Raw genomic sequence first — 19,175 nt, 5'->3', positions numbered from 1 at the left:
CTGACCCGTCCCCACGTCGACGCGAGGCAAGCCTTTGACTTCCGACCTGCTCGCCCCTCTCGACCTGGCGTTCTGGAACATCGAGTCCGCCGAGCACCCCATGCACATCGGAGCGCTCGGGGTCTTCTCGGCCGGCTCGCCCACCGCCGCGGCGCACGCGGCCGACCTGCTCGCCGCCCGCGCGGCCGCCGTACCGGGGCTGCGCATGCGGATCCGGGACGTGTGGCAGCCGCTCGACCTGCGCCGGCCCCTCGCCTTCGGCGGCGCGACCCGTGAGAGCGACCCCGAGTTCGACCCCCTGCACCACGTCCGGCTGCACGCCCCGACCCCGGACTTCCACGTGGACGCCGGCCGGCTCATGGAGCGCCCGCTCAAGCGCGGCCGTCCCCCGTGGGAGGCCCATGTGCTGCCGGGCGCGGACGGCGTGTCCTTCGCGGTGCTCTTCAAGTTCCATCACGCCCTCGCCGACGGCCTGCGGGCGCTGACGCTCGCCGCCGCCGTCCTGGACCCCATGGACATGCCGGCGCCCCGGCCGCGCCCGGTCCAGCCGCCCTCACGCGGACTGCTGCCCGATGTGCGCAGGCTGCCGGGGCTGCTGCGGGGCGCGCTGTCCGACGCGGGCCGGGCCCTGGACATCGGTGCCTCCGTCGCCGCGTCCACCCTCGCCATGCGTCCCGTCCCGGCGCTCACCGCTGAGTCCACCGGCACCCGGCGCACCGCCGGGGTGGTCATCGACCTCGACGACGTGCACCGGGTCCGCAAGACGGTGGGAGGCACCGTCAACGACGTCCTCATCGCCGTCGTCGCCGGCGCGCTGCGCCACTGGCTCGACGAGCGCGGCGACGGCAGCGAGGGCGTCGCGCCCCGCGCGCTCATCCCGGTCTCCCGGCGCCGGCCGCGCACCGCGCACCCCCAGGGCAACCGGCTGTCGGGCTACCTGATGCGGCTGCCCGTCGACGAGCCCGACCCGCTCGGCCGGCTCGGCGCGGTCCGCGCCGCCATGGACCGCAACAAGGACGCCGGGTCGCACCGCGGCGCGGGCGCGGTCGCCCTGCTCGCCGACCACGTGCCCGCGCTCGGCCACCGGCTCGGCGGACCGCTGGTCAGCCAGGCGGCCCGGCTCTGGTTCGACATCCTGGTCACCAGCGTGCCGCTGCCCAGCCTCGGACTGAAGCTCGGCGGCAACCCGGTCACCGAGGTGTACCCGCTCGCCCCGCTCGCCCGCGGCCAGTCCCTGGCGGTCGCCGTCTCGACCTACCGCGGACGCGTCCACTACGGGCTCGTCGCCGACGCGAAGGCCGTGCCGGACCTGGACCGGCTCGCCCAGGCGCTGTCCGAGGAGGTCCGGACGCTGATCGAGGCCTGCGGCGCTTGATCATCGGCGTTTTGGCCCCGAGGTCCGGCGCTCCGTTAGAATTCCGCGTTCGAAAGCGAGCGCGGTAGGAGCGCCGCGACGGGACTCCAGGGATCGGCAGCGCGATGACGGTGACGCAGGACGGCACGGCGACCACGGACGAGGTGGTGTACGGGCCCGGTATCGACCCGGAGCGGCTGGCCGTCTGCCTCGGCGTGCTCGAGGAACTCGACAAGCTGGACGTCGACCACCCCGACGCGATCGCCGTGCGCCGGGCCACCGCGGGCGTCTACCGCACGGTCAAGCAGCGCCGCCGCCAGGAGCGCCGGGCCGCCAAGACCGCGCACGACAGGTCGGTCACGGAGTCCACCGCGACCGGCTCCGCCCAGCGCATCGACGACGAGACCGAAGGCATCCTGCCGTCGTCGGTGACGGAGGAGGGCCAGATCGCGGGGATACTCCAGCGCCCGCGCTCCTGCTACACCTGCAAGACCCGCTACGTCGAGGTCGACTACTTCTACCACCAGCTCTGCCAGGACTGCGCCGCGCTGAACCGCTCCCGCCGTGACGCCCGCACCGACCTCACCGGCAAGCGCGCGCTGCTCACCGGCGGCCGCGCCAAGATCGGCATGTACATCGCGCTGCGGCTGCTGCGTGACGGTGCCCACACCACCATCACCACCCGGTTCCCCAACGACGCGATCCGCCGTTTCAAGGCCATGGACGACTCCGCGGACTGGATCGACCGCCTGGAGGTCGTCGGCATCGACCTGCGCGACCCGGCGCAGGTCGTGGCGCTGGCCGACCAGGTCGCCGAGCGGGGTCCGCTCGACATCCTGATCAACAACGCCACCCAGACCGTGCGCCGCCTGCCCTCCGCCTACGCCGCGCTCGTCGAGAGCGAGAGCGCCCCGCTGCCGGCCGGTGAGCTGCCCGCCCGCCACGTCATCGGCGCCTTCAACTCCGGCGCGGTCGACGGACTGACCGCGCTGCCCGTCGGCGCCACCGGGCTGGACGCGCAGAAGGTGGCCGACCTCGCCCTGGTCGCGGGCAACGCCAGCGTGGTCCGGCACCGGGAGGGCACCGCCATCGACGCGGGCGGCCTGCTCCCCGACGTGGTCGACAGCAACACCTGGGTGCAGACCATCGAGCAGATCTCCCCCGTGGAGCTGCTGGAGACCCAGCTGTGCAACTACACGGCGCCGTTCATCCTGATCAGCAAGTTGCGGCCGCTGATGGCCGAGGCCGCCCGCCGGGCGACCGGCGAGCGCGCGTACGTCGTCAACGTCTCGGCGATGGAAGGGGTGTTCAGCCGCGGCTACAAGGGCGCGGGCCACCCGAACACGAACGCCGCCAAGGCCGCCATGAACATGGTGACGCGGACCAGTGGCCAGGAGATGTTCCAGACCGACGGCATCCTCATGACCTCGGTGGACACCGGCTGGATCACCGACGAGCGCCCGCACTACGACAAGCTGCGCCTGGCCGACGAAGGCTTCCACGCCCCGCTCGACCTGGTCGACGGAGCCGCCCGCGTCTACGACCCGATCGTGCGCGGCGAGGCGGGCGAGGACCTGTACGGCGTCTTCCTGAAGGACTACGCGCCGGGCAAGTGGTGAGCCCCGCGCAACCGGTCGTGGACCGCGTACGCCCCTGAGGAGTACGCGGCCCGCACCCGCGTCCCGCCGTCCACCAGCAGATCGGCCCCGGTGATCCACTCCGCCGCGTCGGAGACCAGCCAGGCCACGGCCCGCGCGACGTCCTCCGGCTCCCCGATCCGGCCCGTCGGCAGGCCGGCGGCGACCTCCGCCTCTCCCGGCTCCCACACGAACCGCGCCATCTCGGTGCGGACGAGACCGGGGGAGACGGAGTTCACCCGCACCCCGGGCGCCAGCTCGCCCGCGAGCTGCCGGGTGAGGTGCAGCAGGGCCGCCTTGCTGGTGCCGTAGGCGCCGACGTTCGGCCCGACATGCTCCGCGCCCTCGGTGCAGATGTTGACCACGGCGCCCCCGTGCTCGCGCAGCCATGCCCGCCACGCGCACTGCACCAGCCGCAGCGGCGCCTCCACGTTGACGGCGAACGCCTCGCGCCACGCCTGCGGACCGACGTCCATGAGCGGCCCGAGCGGCTGGTTCGTCGCCGCGTTGTTGACCACGATGTCGATCCGGCCGAACTCGCGCAGGACCAGGTCCGTCAGTTCCCGTGGATGAGCGGGGTCGGCCACGCCGCCCGCCAGACCGATGCCGTCCAGTTCCTCGGCGGTCCGCCGTACCGCGTCCGCGTCGCGCCCGGTCACGCACACCCGGGCCCCGGCCGCGGCCAGCTCCCGGGCGACCGCGCGCCCGATCCCGCGCGTGCCCCCGGTGACCACGGCGGCCCTGCCCGCCAGCGCGTCGGACGACGTCACCGCCGTACCGTCTCACGGCGGCCCGTGGGACGACAGCCCTCGGTCCACCGTGCGTGGTCCGCCGTAAGCGATCCGACGTACGGGATGATCCGCCCCGCCTGATCCGCCGTGCCCGGTGCTCAGTCCGTGGTGCTCACGGTGCTCAGTCCACCGTGCGCAGTGTCGAGTGGCGCTCGGCCACCAGTTCCAGGACGGTGCGCCAGTCCTCCAGGACGCCGGCGTCGAACCCGGTGGTGCGGCCCTCCTCGGCCGCGTGGCGCAGGGTCGCCAGCTCGTCGTCGGCCGGAGGGCCCAGCCAGGGGTGCCGGCGTATCAGCCGGGAGATCCGGTCGCCGAGCAGCAGGCGCACGGCGTCGGCCGCGTGGTCGGCCTGCCCGGCCGGGTCGCCGGGCCGCAGCAGCTGGCCTATGGGGTGCACCAGCCCGGTCACCTGGAGTTCCTTGTCCGCGGGGCGGCTCCGGCGCAGCAGCGCCGCCGTCCGCAGCGCGTGCTCGTGCAGGTCGACCGGAGTGCGGCCGGGCACCCGGGTGTCGCGGACGCCCCGGGAGGCGTACAGCAGGTCCATCAGCTCCTCGACGCTGCGCAGCTCCATGCGTCGGTCCTCCCGCGAGACAGCCGTTGCGGTACGCCAGCAGATCATGGCCTGCTTGCCACCGGGCCAACGGCACTTGAACTGCCTGGCCGTCTCGGCGTCACTTTGGGCGAAGTAGGCCGAACGAGTGAATGACGAAAGGCGCGAAGCGGTTCAATGAGGTTTAAATCAAAGGAGAGTGCGCGTGAGTGACTTGCGATAGTTACCCCAAGTTTTCACTCCCCACTGAGCGCTTACCCGCTCATTTGGTTACTCTGTAGCCGACGGACAGCAGCAAGGGGTCCCACCCACACCCGGAGTCCGTCATGGGACAAGCCGGTCCACAACGGCCTGCTCTCACTGTGACTCAACCGGCGCCACCGCGTCCGAACCGCCGTCAGCAGGACCCGAGCGGGCGTCGAGAAGAGGCCGGAGAACCGGTCGGCACGTCCCGAGGGTGACCGACACATAAGGAGTGCGCGGTGACACCAGAGAAGACGAATCGCGAGGAGCGCCCCAAGGAACCCTCGGAGCGCGCGGGCCGCCGGAACGGACAGCTCGGCAGCCTCGACGTGTGGGCCCGGTCCGCCCCGATCCGCCTGGCGGGTTACGAGGACGACCTCGCCGAGCCGCACATCCTGCCCAGCGTGGACTGACCCCGTCCCGGGGCAGGACCATCGCGATCGCCGGACGCATGGGCGTGCGAGACTCACGCCCATGCCGATCAGAGAAGCCACCGCCGACGACTGGCCGCGGATCTGGCCCTTCTGGCACCGCATCGTCGCCGCCGCCGAGACGTACACCTGGGACCCGGACACCTCCGAGCAGGCGGCACGCGCCCTGTGGATGAGCCCGGCCAAGCGCGTCTACGTCGCCGAGGACGCGGCCGGAGCGGTGGTCGGCTCCGCCTATCTCACCGCCAACTACGCCGGCCCCGCCGCCCGGGTCGCCAACGCCGGCTTCATGGTCGACCCCGACCGGGCCGGTCGGGGCACCGGCCGCGCCCTCGCCGAGCACGTCCTGGCCGAGGCGAAGGCCGCCGGCTACCGCGCCATGGTGTTCAACGCCGTGGTCGAGACGAACCCGGCCGTACGGCTGTGGACGTCCCTCGGCTTCACCGTCCTGGGCACCGTGCCGGAGGCGTACGAGCACCCGCGGCACGGCCCGGTCGGACTGCACCTCATGCACAAGGCGCTCTGACACCCGCCCGAAGCGAGGCCCGGAGCCTGCCGTTCGGGATCAGCCCGATGTCGCGGAGCCCTGGTCGAGCGGCGCCGTCCGGCGCCAGGGCCGCAGTTCCTCCAGCTGCTCGGCCAGCCGCAGCAGCCGCCCCTCCGACCCGGGCAGACCCACCAGCTGGACGGCGGTGGGGGCGCCCGAGGGCAGCGTGCCGAACGGCACCGCCATCGCGGGCCAGCCGGTGAGGTTCCACGGCGGGGTCAGCGGCGAGTAGTGCGTGTTGACCAGCACGTTGCGCAGCCAGCCACGCTCGTGCCAGGGCGCCGACCTCGGAGAACGCCGGGCGAGGGCCGGGGTGAGCAGCACCTCGTGCTCGGCGAAGAACGGCTCCAGGCGCCGGCGCAGCCGCTCGCGGCCCTCCCCGGTGCGTACCCCCTCCAGGAACCGCTGCCCGACCAGGGCGTGCACCCGGGTGCGCCGGGCCAGCAGCCGGGGGTCGAGCCCCCGGGCGTCGACGGCCGAGCCCGCCGTCCAGTGCGCCAGCGAGGTGACACCGAGCGACAGGGGGTACGGCGGCTCGGCCCGCCGCACCTGATGCCCCGCGTCGGCCAGCAGCCGGGCGGCCTCCCGTACGGCGGTCGCGTACGGCGCGCTGATCGTGACCCCGGCCAGGGGGCTGCGCACCGAGACGGCGATCCGGTGGCTGCCGGGCTCCGCCTCCCGTACGACCTCCGTGTCGGCCAGGACCGAGAACATCAGCCGGGCGTCCTCGACCGTCGTGGCCAGCGGACCGTTCTCGGACATGCCGAACCAGTCGCCGTCGCTGATGCCGGCGGGCACCACGCCGTGGCCCGGCTTGACGGTGACGAGCCCGCAGTTGGCGGCCGGGATGCGCAGTGAGCCCATGCCGTCGTTGCCCAGCGCGATCGGCACCATCCCGGCGGCGACCGCGGCGGCGCTGCCGCCCGACGAACCGCCCGCCGTGCGCGAGGTGTCCCACGGATTGCGGGACGTGCCGTGCACGCCCTCCGTGGTGCCGAAGATGCACAGCTCCGGCACATTGGTCAGCCCCACCACCACCGCGCCCGCCGACCGCAGCCGGGCCACGGTGACATGGTCGGCGTCGGCGGGCGTGTCGGGTGTGGCCGCCGAGCCGACCCGGGTGGACTCGCCGCGCACGGCCAGGTTGTCCTTGACGGCCACCGGCACGCCCGCCAGGGGCAGTTCGCCGAGGTCGGTTCGTTCCGCCAGCGCGTCGGCCTCGGCCAGGGCCGCCTCGGCCCGCACGGTACGGAAGGCGCCGACGCGGCCGTCGAGGCGCTCGATGCGGGCGAGGTGCTCGGCCACCACCTCGCGGGGCGTGGCCCGCTTCTCGCGGACGGCGGCGGCGATCTCGGCGGCGGTCCGGCCGACCCAGTTGGTCACGGGCGCTCCTATAGGGACGGAGTGGTGCTACTGGCGCGTACGTAGGGAGAACTCTGCACCGGCGCACGCCCCGCGTCGAGAGGTGGTGATCGCCTTCTCGCGACCCGCCGGCCGACCCCCGCGGACCTCGGCCGACCCCTTGCGGACGCGGCCGCTCCCGCCGACCCCTTGCGGACCCGGCCGCTCCCGCCGACCCTTGCGGACCCGGCCGCCCCCGCCGGCCCGGCGGGGGCCGGGGCCACCCGTGTGCTCCGTTCTCCTCTCCCGCTCTCCCGCTCACCCGCCGGTGCCGGCCACCTCCGTGCGTCGCCTGCCGTCCCGGTCACCGGCCCGCGCCACCGCCGTGCTGTCCCGCTCCACCAGGCGTGGCACCGGCACGCGGACGGTCCGGGCCCTGCCCCCGTCCAGCAGCGCGACCAGTTCCTCGGCCGCCGTACGTCCGAACTGCACACTGTCGCGGGAGAGAGCCGACAGCCACGGCTTGACCATGCGGCACAGCGCCGAGTCCTCCCAGGCCACCACCGACACGTCGGCCGGCACCGAGAAACCCAGGTCCGCCGCCGCGTCGACGCCCGCGACGGCCATCACGTCGTTGTCGTAGACGAGGGCGGTCGGCGGATCCGTGCCGCGCAGCACCCGGCGGGTCACGGCGGCGCCCTCCGCGTCCGAGTAGTCGGTGGTCACCGAGCGCACCTCGGTCAGACCGCGCCGCTCGGCCTCGGCCCGCAGCGCGCGGATCCGGCGCTCGGTGTGCGCGAGCCCGGGCAGCCCGGCGATGTGCGCGATCCGCCGGTGGCCGAGCGCGCACAACCGGTCCACGGCCGCCGCCATCGCGGCCGCGTCGTCCGCCCACACCGTCGACAACCCGGGGTGGCGCTCGTCCGGCGGCCCGCCGATCACCACCGCGGGCAGGCCGAGTTCGTCGAGCAGCCCGGGGCGCGGGTCGTCGGTGCGGGGGTCCACCACCAGCACGCCGTCGACCCGGTGCTCGGCCCACCACCGCCGGTAGACCGCGCACTCGTCGGTGATGTCCTCCACCACCTGGAACAGCAGGCCCAGATGACGCTCCGCCAGCACCTCCTGGATGCCGGAGACCAGTTGCAGGAAGAAGGAGTCCACACCCAGCGTCGCCGCCGGCCGCGCCAGCACGAAGCCCACCGTCGCCGCGCCCTCCCCGGACAGTGCGCGGGCGGCCGTGCTGGGCCGCCAGCCCAGTTGCTCGGCCACCCGGCGCACCCGGTCCCGGGTGACCTCCGAGACCCCGGGACGGCCGTTGAGCGCGAAGGAGACCGCGCTCTGGGAGACACCCGCGCGTTGCGCGATGTCCTTCATGGTCGGCCGGCGTGCCAGGGAGCGCTTTTCCGCCACCGCTGTTCCTCATTCCACCGAAACGACGCACTAATGCGCTTGAGTGAGATAAATCTAATGCGCATTAGTGATCGTCCGCAAGGAGTGATCAATTGCCGTCTGACCTGCACATTCTCTGAACTAATGAATTTAGTCGGGTCGAATCCATTGACGTGCCCGGAGTGTGACGTGCAAGGTCTGCCCCGGCACCCAACGGCCACCCCCCACCCGCAAAAGGAGCCACCCTCGTGCGCATCTCCCGCAGATCCCTCGTCGCCGCTGCCGTCGCCGTGGTCCTCCTGCCGCTGAGCGCCTGCGGCTCGGGAGGCGACGACGGCGGATCGGCCGACGCCTCGGGCAAGGTCGAGGGCGACATCACCTTCCAGACCTGGAACCTGAGGGCCAACTTCAAGCCGTACTTCGAGGGCCTGATCGCCGACTTCGAGAAGCAGTACCCCGGCACCCATGTGAAGTGGATCGACCAGCCGGCCGAGGGCTACGCCGACAAGATCAGCGCCGACGCGGCCGGCGGCACCCTCCCCGACGTCGTCAACGTCTCCCCGGACCTCGTCGCCCCGCTCGCCCGGGCGGGCCTCGCCCTCGACCTCGACAAGGCGGCGGCCCAGTACCGCGAGGAGTACCTGGACGGCGCCTGGGCCAGCCACCGGATACCGGGCACGACCGGCACGTACGCCTTCCCCTGGTACCTCAACACCGGCCCGCTGTTCTACAACAAGTCGCTGTTCGAGAAGGCGGGACTGGACCCCGAGCAGCCGCCGAGGACGTACGACGAACTCTTCACGGACGCGCTGGAACTGGCGCACAGGAGCGACGGAAAGGTCGCCACCCTCGCCAACGTGCCCACCGTCGAGGACTTCGGCCGTTACGGCGTCGCGCTCATGAACCAGCGGGGCACCGGCTTCGCCTTCAACGACGCGAAGGGCGTCGAACTCCTCACCCGGTACAAGCAGCTCTACGACGCCAAGGCCCTCGACCCGCAGGCGCTGACCGCCACCCCCGAGTCGTCCGGCAAGAAGTTCCTCACCGAGGCCGTCGCCATGAACCCCGGCAGCGCCCTGGACCTCGGCAACTTCAAGAAGCAGGCGCCCGGCCTCTACAAGAACATCGGCATCACCGACCAGATCACCAGCACCGGCCACGCCAACATGTACGTCATGGGCGTGATGGTCAACGCGCGGAGCGGGCGGAAACCCGCCGCCGTCGCGTTCGCGCACTACGTGACCGACGCCCGCCACCAGATGTCGTTCGCCGAGCAGGTCGCCATCTTCCCCAGCACCGCCGGCTCGCTCGACGACCCCTACTTCACCAAGGAGGACGGGACCGACGAGACGCGCGTCCGCGTCGCCGCCGCCAAGTCCCTGAAGACGGCGGTCAACTACACGCCGGTGCTGTTCAGCGAGCAGATGAAGACCGCGCTGCGCAACGAGGTCGCCAAGGCCCTCCAGGGCAAGGAAAGCCCCAAGGCGGCTCTTGACAACGCTGTCAAGGCCTGCGACCGGCTGCTCCAGCAGCAGGGCTGAACCGTCATGACGAGTCCCACCGTGCCCCGGGCGTCCCGGGTTCGGCGCCAACTGCCCAGCAGCCCCTGGCTGTTCGCCGCCCCCGGACTGCTGATCATCGGCGTCTTCATCCTCTACCCGTTCGTCTCCACCCTGGTCAACGCCTTCACCGACCGCCGCACCCTGATCCCGGGCCACTTCGTGGGACTCGCCAACTTCCGCGAACTGCTCCACGACGACATGTTCTGGATCGGCCTGCGCAACAGCACCCTCTACGTCGTCGGTGTCGTCCCCGCACTCGTCGTCCTGCCCCTGCTGCTCGCCCTGCTGGTGCGGAAGAACATCCCCGGCATCACCTTCTTCCGCTCCGCCTTCTACACCCCGGTCGTCGCCTCGATCGTCGTGGTCGGGCTCATCTGGGTGTGGCTGCTGGACGAACGCGGCCTGGTGAACTCGCTGCTGGAGACCGTCGGCCTCGGCCGGGTCGGCTTCCTCAGCGACCAGTGGCTGCTTCTGCTGAGCGCCATGGCCGTCACGGTCTGGAAGGGCCTCGGCTACTACATGATCATCTATCTGGCGGCGCTCGCCGACGTGCCGCGCGAACTGCACGAGGCCGCCGCCGTGGACGGCGCGGGCCCGGTACGGCGCTTCCTCAGCGTCACCGTCCCCGCCGTCCGCTCCACGATGGTGCTGGTCGCCGCGCTGTCCTCGGTCGCCGCGTTCAAGGTGTTCTCCGAGGTGTACCTGATGGCGGGCCCGAGCGGCGGCCCGGCGGGCGAGGACACCACGCTCGTCATGCTCGTCCAGCGCACCGGAACCGGTCTGACCGGCCGGGTCGGCTACGCCTCCGCGCTCTCCGTCGTCGTCTTCGTCGTGACCGTCGCGCTGATGCTGCTCGTGCTGCGCGCCGACCGGAGGGAGCGGGCATGAGCGTCGCCGAGAAGGTGCGGCCCGTCCGGGAGGCGGCCGCCGCCCGGGAACCCCGGGTCGCCGACGAGTACGGCCGCCGCGTCCGGGTGGGAGAACTCGTCCTGCGCTACGCGCTGCTGCTGGCCGTGCTCGCCCTGACCGTGGGCCCGTTCCTGTGGCAGCTGTCCACCTCGCTCAAGGGTCCGACCGAGGACATCTACGACACGCCGCCGACGTTCCTGCCCGAACACCCCACCCCGCACAACTACGAGCGGGTCGGCGCCACCATCCCCGTCTGGGACTACGCCCTCAACTCGCTCAAGGTCGCCGGCGCCAACGTCGTGACGAACTGCGTCGGCTCGGCGCTCGCCGGCTACGCCCTGGCCCGGCTGCGCTACCGAGGCCGCCGCGCCACCACCCTCGCCTTCGTCCTGGCGATGCTCGTGCCCGTGGAGGGCATCATCATCGCCCAGTTCACGACCATGCGGGAACTCGGCCTGAACAACACCCTCGTGGCCGTGGTGCTGCCCGGCAGCATCGGCGCCATGAACGTGCTGCTCATGCGCAACGCCTTCCGCAACCTGCCCTACGAGATCGAGGAGGCGGCCTACGTCGACGGCGCGAACGTGTGGCAGCGGTTCCTGCGGATCGCGCTGCCCGCCGTCAAGGGGACCCTCGCCGTCGTCGCGATCTTCGCCTTCATGGGCGCCTGGGACGACTTCCTGTGGCCGCTCATCGTGCTCAGCGACCCGTCCCGGTTCACCCTGACCATCGGCCTCAACTACCTGCACGGCACCTTCGCCAACGACGAACGGCTCGTCGCCGCCGGCACGGTCATCGCCGTCGCGCCCCTGATCGCCCTGTTCGCCTGTCTGCAGCGGTACTTCTTCCGCGGGGTGGGGGAGGGCGCGGTGAAGGGCTGAACCGCCTGATGCCCGTTCCCCTTCCTGCTGCCGCTCCGGAGCTCGTTCCTGTTCCCGCTCCCGCTCCTGTTCCCCATCCCACTCCCACTCCCGCTCCCGTTCCAGTGGCCGCCCCGTCCAAGGACTTCCGTATGCCTGCTGCCGTGCGCTTCGGCGTCAACTACACCCCGAGCGACGGGTGGTTCCACCACTGGCTCGACTTCGACCTCGACTCCGTGCGCGCCGACCTCGACTCCATCGCCGCGCTGGGCCTGGACCACATCCGGGTCTTCCCGCTGTGGCCCTACTTCCAGCCCAACCGCACCCTGATCCGCCCGCGCGCCGTCGAGGACCTGGTCCGGCTCGTGGACGCCGCCGCCGAACGCGGTCTCGACGTCAACGTGGACGGCCTGCAAGGCCACTTGAGCAGTTTCGACTTCCTGCCCGCCTGGACCCGCACCTGGCACCGCCGCAACCTCTTCACCGACCCGGACGTCCTCGACGGCCAGGCGGCCTATCTGCGCACCCTGGCCGCGGCCCTCGCCGACCGCCCCAACTTCCTCGGCATGACCCTCGGCAACGAGGTCAACCAGTTCTCGGCCGGCCCCCACCCGGACCCCGACCGGGCCACGCCGGACGAGATCGACGCCTGGCTGGAGCGCATGCTCGCCGCCTGCGAGGAGGGCGCGCCCGGCAGGCTCCATCTGCACGCCGAGTACGACGCCACCTGGTACCAGGACGACCAGCCCTTCACCCCCGCCCAGGCCGCCCGGCGCGGCGCCCTGACGGCCGTCCACTCCTGGGTCTTCAACGGCACCGCCCAGCGGCACGGCCGTACCTCCGTCCCCGCCGAGCACCACGCCGCGTACCTGATCGAACTCGGCAAGGCCTGGGCCGACGACCCGCGGCGCCCGGTCTGGCTCCAGGAGGTCGGCGCCCCCGCGCCGCTGGTGCCGCCCGAGCACGCCGCCGCCTTCACCGCGGCGACCGTCGCGAACGCCCTGGACTGCCCCGGACTGTGGGGCATCACCTGGTGGTGCTCCCACGACGTGTCCCGCGATCTCGCGGACTTTCCCGAACTCGAATACGGACTGGGTCTGTTGACGAACGACCGGCGGCCCAAGGACCTCGCGCACGCACTCGCGCGCGCGGCCCGCGAACCCCGGTCGGCCCCGGCCGCCCGCACCACGGCGCTCGTCGTACCCGCCGACCCCTCGACCCGCTCGGTCTGCGCACCCGGCGGCCCCGTCTTCGACGCCTTCTTCCGGCTCACCGCCGACGGCGCCCGCCCCACCACCGTCCTCGACGCGCGCGCGGAGGACAAGGACCACCTCGCCGACCGCGGGATCACCGAGGTCGTCACTCCCGATCAGGTACTCCACACCCCACCAGGAGGCACCAGCTCGTGAACCCCACCAGACGCACCGTCCTGCTCGCCGGCGCGACGGCCGCCCTGCTGTCGCCGCCGCCCGCCTTCGCGGCGCCGAACGCCGACGCCACCACGGCCGCCGAGGCCGACGCCACCGCGCTCCCGCCGTACGCCTCCTACTGGTACCCGGACTCGCTGCCCTCCGGGACCCCGGGCACCGGCATCACCTGGCGCAGTCTGAAGACCTGGACGGCCGCCGGGGACGCGGACCTCGCCTTCAACGCCGCGTCCGTGCCGCTCGCGGCCCGCTTCACCCCGGCCCCCGCGAACGGCACCGCCCGCACGGGACAGGCCCGTGTCCAGTCGCTGGTCTCCTTCGGACCGACCTCCGGCAATCCGTCCCAGGGCTCGGCCACCGCCGACTACTACGCGCTCACCCACTGGTCCTACCTCGACGAGCTGGTGTTCTGGGGCGGCTCGTCCGGCGAGGGGCTGATCCTCGCCCCGAACGCGCCGATCGTCGACGCGGCCCACCGGCACGGCGTGCCGGTCCTCGGCAACATCTTCCTGCCGCCCACCGCCTACGGCGGGCAGTTGCGGTGGACGCGGGATCTGGTGCAGAAGGACGCGGCCGGGCACTACCCGCTCGCGGAGCGGCTCGTCGCGGTCGCGGCCGCGTACGGCTTCGACGGCTGGTTCGTCAACGCCGAGACGAGTGGCGGGAACACCGCGCTGGGCACGGACATGCTCGGCTTCGTGCGGGAGCTGAAGTCCCTCGCGGCGGCCCGCGGACAGCGGGTCACCTGGTACGACGCGATGACCGTCAACGGCACGGTGAGCTGGCAGGGCGCGCTCGACAGCCAGAACCAGGCGTTCTTCCAGGCGGCCGACGACATGTTCGTCGACTTCCGCTGGTCGGCCGGGACCCTGGCCTCCTCCGGCCAGAAGGCCCTGCAACTCGGCCGCAGTCCCTACGAGTTGTGGGCGGGCGTCGACGTCGAGTCCAACGGCTCGAACTCGGGCGTGAACTGGGACGCGATCGTGCCGGCGAACCGAGCGCACATCGCCTCCCTCGGCTTCTACCGCCCCGAGTGGACCCGTAACCACCTGCCTACGGGCGGCAGGACCCCGGGTGCCTTCCACGCCGCCGACGACCGGTTCTGGAGCGGGCGGTCGCTCGATCCCTCGCGGCCCGACACCACCGACCCCTGGCGGGCCCCCGCGGTGTCGGTCGCGGACCGCTCGACGGTGACCTCGCTGCCGTTCGCGAGCGTCTTCAACACCGGGCACGGGCTGCGGTGGTACGAGGAGGGGGCGGTCACCTCGGACGTCCCGTGGAACCATCTCGGGCTCCAGGACCGGCTGCCGTCTCGGCAGTGGGTGGTGCGGACGCGGGGGGAGCGGCCGACCGTCGCCTTCGACTTCGCGGACGCCTGGCGGGGTGGCAGCAGCGTGCTGGTCGACGGCGGACTCGACGAGCCGGCCGTGCTGGACGTGTACGCGACCCGGTTGCCGATCGGTGCCGACACGGTCGTCGAGCTGACGCACCGGACGGACGCGGGCGCGGTGACTGTCGAGCTCGCCGTGGCCACCACGGAGCCGAGCGCCGCGGGCGCGACACCCGCGTACACGTATCTGCCCGTGAACCCCGTGAACCGGGCGGGCAGCAGGAGGGCCGGCTCGGCCGACGAGTCGCCCGACGGCTGGCGGACCGTGGCCGTCCCGCTCAGCGGCCTGTCCGGGACCGTCCACGCGCTGGGCGTGCGGCTCACCGCGACCGCAGGCCCGGTGCGCTGGCGGCTGGGCGGGCTCGCGGTCCGCGACACGGTCGGCACGCCGGCCGCGCCCTTGGACCCGCACGTCACCGCGGCGTCCGGCGGCGACCTGCGCCTGGCGTGGACCGCCGCCCCCGGCGACGTACGCCACTACACGCTGCACCGGCTGCTGCCCGACGGCACCCGCCGCTTCCTGGGCGGCACCTGCCAGCGCGCCTACTTCGTCACCGGTCTGCGGCCCGAACAGGGAGAGACACAGGCGCGGTTGGAGTTGCGTGCCGTGGGGGAGCTGTACACGTCGTCGGCCCCCGTGACCGTCACGCACACCTGGTAACCATCCCCGACCCAGCAACGGAGCACCCCGCATGCATGACGACCGCAGCCTGGTCGAAGCCCGCCTCAGGCGCGTCCTCGACGAGCGCGTCCGCCCCGCCGTGTACCCCGAGTCGGTGCCGCTGGACGTGTCGGTGTGGCACGCCCCCGGCGAACCGGTGCCGGTCGCCGAGGGACTCGCCGGCGAACCCGAGCCGATCCGGGTCGGCGCCCGGTGGGGTGCTCCCTGGGGCACCAGCTGGTTCCGGGTCGCCGGGACCGTGCCCGAGGCGTGGGCCGGCCGGACCGTCGAGGCGATCCTCGACCTCGGCTTCGACGAGAACATGCCCGGATTCCAGTGCGAGGGCCTGGTCTACCGGCCCGACGGCACCCCGGTGAAGGGCCTCAACCCGCGCAACCAGTGGGTCCGCGTCGGCGCGCCCGCGGCGGGCGGCGAAGAGGTGCTGCTGCACATCGAGGCCGCCTCCAACCCCGTCATCCTCGACTACCACCCCTTCCTGCCCACCCGGCTCGGCGACAAGGACACCGCCGGCGTCGAACCCCAGTACACGCTCGCCCGCATGGACCTGGCGGTCTTCGACGAGACCGTCTGGCAGCTCGTCATGGACCTGGAGGTGCTCGGCGAGCTGATGGCCGAGCTGCCGGTGGAGTCGGCCCGCCGCTGGGACATCCTGCGTGCGGTGGAGCGGGCCCTGGACACGATCGACCTCCAGGACGTCAACTCCACAGCGGCGGGCGCCCGTTCCCACCTCACCGAGGTGCTCGCCGCCCCCGCCGTGCCCTCCGCCCACCGGATCAGCGCCGTCGGCCACGCGCACATCGACTCGGCGTGGCTGTGGCCGCTGCGCGAGACCGTCCGCAAGGTCGCCCGCACCACCTCCAACATGACGGCGCTCCTGGAGGACGAGCCGGACTTCGTCTTCGCCATGTCGCAGGCCCAGCAGTGGGCCTGGGTGAAAGAACACCGGCCCGAGGTGTGGGCCCGGGTGAAGAAGGCGGTGGCGGACGGCCGGTTCGTGCCGGCCGGCGGGATGTGGGTCGAGTCCGACACCAACATGCCCGGCTCCGAGGCGATGGCCCGGCAGTTCGTGCACGGCAAGCGGTTCTTCCTCGACGAGTTCGGCGTCGAGAACGACGAGGCGTGGCTGCCCGACACCTTCGGCTTCGCCGCCGGACTGCCGCAGATCATCAGGGCCGCGGGCGCCACCCGGCTGCTGACCCAGAAGATCTCCTGGTCACAGGTGAACAAGTTCCCGCATCACACCTTCCGCTGGGAGGGCATCGACGGGACGCGGATCTTCACCCACTTCCCGCCCGTCGACACCTACAACTGCTCGATGAAGGGCAGCGAAATAGCCCACGCGGCGGCCAACTTCAAGGACAAGGGCGTCGCGCGGCACTCCCTCGCCCCCACCGGCTGGGGCGACGGAGGCGGCGGCACCACCCGGGAGATGGTCGCCAAGGCGGCCCGGCTGCGCGACCTCGAAGGCTCGGCGACCGTGGTCTGGGAGAGCCCGCGGGAGTTCTTCGACAAGGCCGAGGCCGAGTACCCCGACGCTCCCGTCTGGGTCGGCGAGCTCTACCTCGAACTGCACCGCGCCACCCTCACCAGCCAGGCCAGGACCAAGCAGGGCAACCGGCGCAGCGAACACCTCCTGCGGGAGGCCGAACTGTGGGCCGCCACGGCGGCCGTCCGTACCGGATTCCCCTACCCCTACGAGGAGTTGGACCGGATCTGGAAGACGGTGCTCCTGCACCAGTTCCACGACATCCTGCCCGGCTCGTCGATCGCCTGGGTGCACCGGGAGGCCCGGGCGACCTACGCGCGGCTGGCCGGCGAGCTCGACGCGATCATCGACGCGGCCCAGCGCGCCCTGGCCGGTGAGGGCACGATCCCGCTGGTCTTCAACGCGGCGCCGCACTCCAGGGACGGGATCCCGGCGGGCGGTGCCGCGACCGCGGTGAACGAGGGGCGGACCGCGCTCACCCCGCGACCCGACGGTGGGTACGTCCTGGACAACGGCCTCCTGCGCGTCGGGATCGACGCCGAGGGTCTCGTCGTGTCGGCGTACGACATCGCGGCGGACCGCGAGACGGTCGCACCCGGCCGGGCGGCGAACCTTCTCCAGCTCCACCCCGACTTCCCCAACCTGTGGGACGCCTGGGACGTGGACGAGTTCTACCGCAACACGGTCACCGACCTGACCGACGCCGACGAGGTCGCCCCCGGCGCGGACGCCGGGTCGGTGCGGATCGTGCGGTCCTTCGGTGCCTCGCGCGTCACCCAGGTGCTGACGCTGGCGCCGGGGGAGCGGCGGCTGGTCCTGGACACCGAGGTCGACTGGCACGAGACCGAGAAGTTCCTCAAGCTGGCGTTCCCGCTGGACGTGCACGCCGAACGGTACGCGTCCGAGACCCAGTTCGGGCATCACTACCGGCCCACGCACACCAACACCAGTTGGGAGGCGGCCAAGTTCGAGGCCTGCAACCACCGTTTCGTGCACCTGGAGGAGCCCGGCTGGGGCGTGGCGCTGGTCAACGACTCGACGTACGGCCACGACGTGACCCGTACCGTGCGCACCGAGGGCGACCGGGGCACGACCACCACGGTCCGCGTCTCCCTGCTGCGTGCCCCGCGCTTCCCCGACCCGGAGACCGACCAGGGTGTGCACCGCTTCCGGCACGCGCTGGTGCCGGGCGCCGCCGTCGGCGACGCGGTGCGCGAGGGCTGGCGGATCAACCAGCCCCCGCGGCGGGTCGGCGGCGGGCGGGAGGTCGTCCCGCTGGTGACGGTCGACCGGGACGCGGTGGTCGTCACGGCGGTCAAGCTGGCCGACGACGGCAGCGGTGACGTGGTGGTGCGCTGCCACGAGGCGCACGGGGGACGGGTACGGGCCACGCTGACGGCGGGCTTCGAGGTGGCGCGCGTGACGGTGACCGATCTGCTGGAGCGTCCGCTCGCCGGGGCGGCGGCGCCCGAAGCCGACGGCGGCGCGGTCGGGTTGCGGCTGCGTCCCTTCGAGCTGGTCACGCTGCGGCTCACGCGGGCCTGAACCCGGGGCGGGGCGGGGTGCCGGCGGTCAGGGCGGGAGCGCGCCGGCCCCCGCCCGCACCCCGGTGGCCACGTCCCCGCCCGCGCCCCGTCCGCCCACGCACCCCGCCCGCGAGCACCTGTCGCCTACGCCCCCACCTGGCCGCGCAGCCACTCCTCCACTTCCCCCACGTGCGCGGCGGCGGCCGCCCTGGCCGCCTCCGGGTCCCGGGCGACCAGGGCGCGGTGGATCGCGGCGTGCTCGCGGCGGGTGCGTGCGAAGGCACCCTCCTCCTGGTAACCGCGCCAGACGCGGGCGCGGAAGGTGCGGGAGGACAGACCCTCCAGGATGGCGGCCATGGTGTCGTTGCCGGCGGCCGCCGCGATCTCGCGGTGGAAGGCGAGGTCGTGGGCGAGGATCCGTTCCGGATCGTCGGTCGCGTTCATCGCCGTCAGGTGCTTCTCGACCTCGGCCAGCCGCTCCGGTGTGATCCGCGCGGCGGCCAGCGCGGTGGCCGTCGACTCCAGCACCCGGCGCACCTCCAGCAGTTCCACCAGACGCGGGCCGCGGGACAGGTCGGCGACGACGCCGAACGTCTCCAGCAGGTCCCCGGCCTCCAGCTGGGTGACGTAGATGCCGGAGCCGTGCCGGGCCTCCAGGACGCCCATGACGGTCAGCGCGCGGATCGCCTCGCGCATCGAGCTGCGCGAGATGCCCAGTTGGGCCGCGAGGTCGCGCTCCGTCGGCAGCCGCTGGCCCGGCTCCAGCAGCCCCTCCGCGATCAGCGCCTTGATCCGCTCGATGGCGCGCTGCGTCACCGTGCCCTTCTGCGCGGCGGGTCCGGAGTCCGCCCCTCGCGTCACGGTCTCGTCCACACCGCTCCTCCTGTTGCTGTGCGCCGCAGTCTAGCCACCAAGGTGGTCGGACCACTATGCCTCGAAACCCCGGAGAATTGCTGTCGAAGGGTGTTGCGGGCCCGAAGTGGTCTGATAAATATGCGGGCAACTGCTCGATGACGCTCAACGAGGAGCTGACAAGTGCGGAACGGATCG

Annotated in this window: 15 protein-coding genes; 10 read left to right on the top strand and 5 right to left on the bottom strand. The window is 72.6% G+C overall.

Features of this window, described 5'->3' with window-relative positions; genetic code table 11:
* The first annotated feature begins 34 nt into the window (after positions 1-34).
* Together ACWCQK_RS00715 and ACWCQK_RS00710 are read left to right on the top strand one after the other, a co-directional pair.
* Positions 35-1,375 (top strand): wax ester/triacylglycerol synthase family O-acyltransferase, encoded by a 1,341-nt coding sequence (locus ACWCQK_RS00715; RefSeq protein ID WP_451150350.1) that lies wholly within the window; start codon positions 35-37, stop codon positions 1,373-1,375.
* A 104-nt stretch (positions 1,376-1,479) separates the two neighbouring features.
* Positions 1,480-2,973: an SDR family NAD(P)-dependent oxidoreductase gene (locus ACWCQK_RS00710; RefSeq protein ID WP_451150348.1), complete on the top strand. Its 1,494-nt coding sequence runs from the start codon at positions 1,480-1,482 to the stop codon at positions 2,971-2,973.
* On the opposite strand, the gene ACWCQK_RS00705 is transcribed toward ACWCQK_RS00710, so the two are convergent.
* Both ACWCQK_RS00705 and ACWCQK_RS00700 read right to left on the bottom strand, forming a co-directional pair.
* A complete protein-coding gene (locus tag ACWCQK_RS00705; RefSeq protein ID WP_451150346.1) occupies positions 2,952-3,761 on the bottom strand; it encodes an SDR family oxidoreductase in 810 nt (269 codons plus the stop codon). The genes ACWCQK_RS00710 and ACWCQK_RS00705 overlap by 22 nt on opposite strands.
* A gap of 142 nt (positions 3,762-3,903) precedes the next feature.
* Complete coding sequence (locus ACWCQK_RS00700; RefSeq protein WP_451150344.1) at positions 3,904-4,353, bottom strand: hypothetical protein; 450 nt, start codon at positions 4,351-4,353, stop codon at positions 3,904-3,906.
* Between the two features lie 461 nt (positions 4,354-4,814).
* Here ACWCQK_RS00700 and ACWCQK_RS00695 point away from each other — a divergent pair, with 461 nt between their 5' ends.
* Together ACWCQK_RS00695 and ACWCQK_RS00690 are read left to right on the top strand one after the other, a co-directional pair.
* A complete protein-coding gene (locus ACWCQK_RS00695) occupies positions 4,815-4,988 on the top strand; it encodes a hypothetical protein (protein ID WP_451150342.1) in 174 nt (57 codons plus the stop codon).
* 61 nt (positions 4,989-5,049) lie between these two features.
* Positions 5,050-5,532 (top strand): N-acetyltransferase family protein, encoded by a 483-nt coding sequence (locus tag ACWCQK_RS00690; RefSeq protein ID WP_451150340.1) that lies wholly within the window; start codon positions 5,050-5,052, stop codon positions 5,530-5,532.
* 39 nt (positions 5,533-5,571) lie between these two features.
* Here ACWCQK_RS00690 and ACWCQK_RS00685 read toward each other — a convergent pair whose 3' ends face one another.
* Positions 5,572-6,936, bottom strand: coding sequence for an amidase (locus tag ACWCQK_RS00685; RefSeq protein WP_451150338.1), 1,365 nt, complete (start codon positions 6,934-6,936; stop codon positions 5,572-5,574).
* 276 nt (positions 6,937-7,212) lie between these two features.
* Positions 7,213-8,268, bottom strand: a complete 1,056-nt coding sequence (locus tag ACWCQK_RS00680; protein WP_451151750.1) for a LacI family DNA-binding transcriptional regulator — start codon at positions 8,266-8,268, stop codon at positions 7,213-7,215.
* 263 nt (positions 8,269-8,531) lie between these two features.
* On the opposite strand from ACWCQK_RS00680, the gene ACWCQK_RS00675 reads away from it, so the two are divergent.
* The 6 genes from ACWCQK_RS00675 (at position 8,532) to ACWCQK_RS00650 (ending at position 18,144) form a co-directional block, all read left to right on the top strand.
* Entirely contained in the window at positions 8,532-9,824 is a 1,293-nt protein-coding gene (locus ACWCQK_RS00675; RefSeq protein WP_451150336.1) for an ABC transporter substrate-binding protein, read from the top strand.
* Positions 9,825-9,830: 6 nt separating this feature from the next.
* Complete coding sequence (locus ACWCQK_RS00670) at positions 9,831-10,733, top strand: carbohydrate ABC transporter permease (protein WP_451150334.1); 903 nt, start codon at positions 9,831-9,833, stop codon at positions 10,731-10,733.
* The gene (locus ACWCQK_RS00665) at positions 10,730-11,635 is read left to right on the top strand and encodes a carbohydrate ABC transporter permease (protein WP_451150332.1); all 906 of its coding nucleotides are present in this window, start codon (positions 10,730-10,732) and stop codon (positions 11,633-11,635) included. The genes ACWCQK_RS00670 and ACWCQK_RS00665 overlap by 4 nt, the downstream gene beginning before the upstream one ends.
* 131 nt (positions 11,636-11,766) lie before the next feature.
* Complete coding sequence (locus ACWCQK_RS00660) at positions 11,767-13,023, top strand: glycoside hydrolase 5 family protein (RefSeq protein WP_451150330.1); 1,257 nt, start codon at positions 11,767-11,769, stop codon at positions 13,021-13,023.
* On the top strand, positions 13,020-15,092 hold the full coding sequence (locus ACWCQK_RS00655) for an endo-beta-N-acetylglucosaminidase (RefSeq protein ID WP_451150328.1): 2,073 nt from the start codon (positions 13,020-13,022) through the stop codon (positions 15,090-15,092). Before ACWCQK_RS00660 ends, ACWCQK_RS00655 begins: the two co-directional genes overlap by 4 nt.
* Positions 15,093-15,123: 31 nt before the next feature.
* A complete protein-coding gene (locus ACWCQK_RS00650) occupies positions 15,124-18,144 on the top strand; it encodes an alpha-mannosidase (RefSeq protein ID WP_451150326.1) in 3,021 nt (1,006 codons plus the stop codon).
* A 125-nt stretch (positions 18,145-18,269) separates the two neighbouring features.
* On the opposite strand, the gene ACWCQK_RS00645 is transcribed toward ACWCQK_RS00650, so the two are convergent.
* Complete coding sequence (locus ACWCQK_RS00645) at positions 18,270-18,998, bottom strand: FadR/GntR family transcriptional regulator (protein WP_451150324.1); 729 nt, start codon at positions 18,996-18,998, stop codon at positions 18,270-18,272.
* Between the last annotated feature and the right edge of the window lie 177 nt (positions 18,999-19,175).

This window comes from Streptomyces sp. NPDC002306 (genome assembly GCF_053593435.1).
This window is presented reverse-complemented; position numbering and strand designations above follow the sequence as displayed.

Coding starts and splice junctions, on each gene's coding strand:
- ACWCQK_RS00710 (WP_451150348.1), top strand. CDS start 1,480: ATGACGGTGACGCAGGACGGCACGGCGACCACGGACGAGGTGGTGTAC.
- ACWCQK_RS00700 (WP_451150344.1), bottom strand. CDS start 4,353: ATGGAGCTGCGCAGCGTCGAGGAGCTGATGGACCTGCTGTACGCCTCC.
- ACWCQK_RS00690 (WP_451150340.1), top strand. CDS start 5,050: ATGCCGATCAGAGAAGCCACCGCCGACGACTGGCCGCGGATCTGGCCC.
- ACWCQK_RS00680 (WP_451151750.1), bottom strand. CDS start 8,268: ATGAAGGACATCGCGCAACGCGCGGGTGTCTCCCAGAGCGCGGTCTCC.
- ACWCQK_RS00670 (WP_451150334.1), top strand. CDS start 9,831: ATGACGAGTCCCACCGTGCCCCGGGCGTCCCGGGTTCGGCGCCAACTG.
- ACWCQK_RS00665 (WP_451150332.1), top strand. CDS start 10,730: ATGAGCGTCGCCGAGAAGGTGCGGCCCGTCCGGGAGGCGGCCGCCGCC.
- ACWCQK_RS00660 (WP_451150330.1), top strand. CDS start 11,767: ATGCCTGCTGCCGTGCGCTTCGGCGTCAACTACACCCCGAGCGACGGG.
- ACWCQK_RS00650 (WP_451150326.1), top strand. CDS start 15,124: ATGCATGACGACCGCAGCCTGGTCGAAGCCCGCCTCAGGCGCGTCCTC.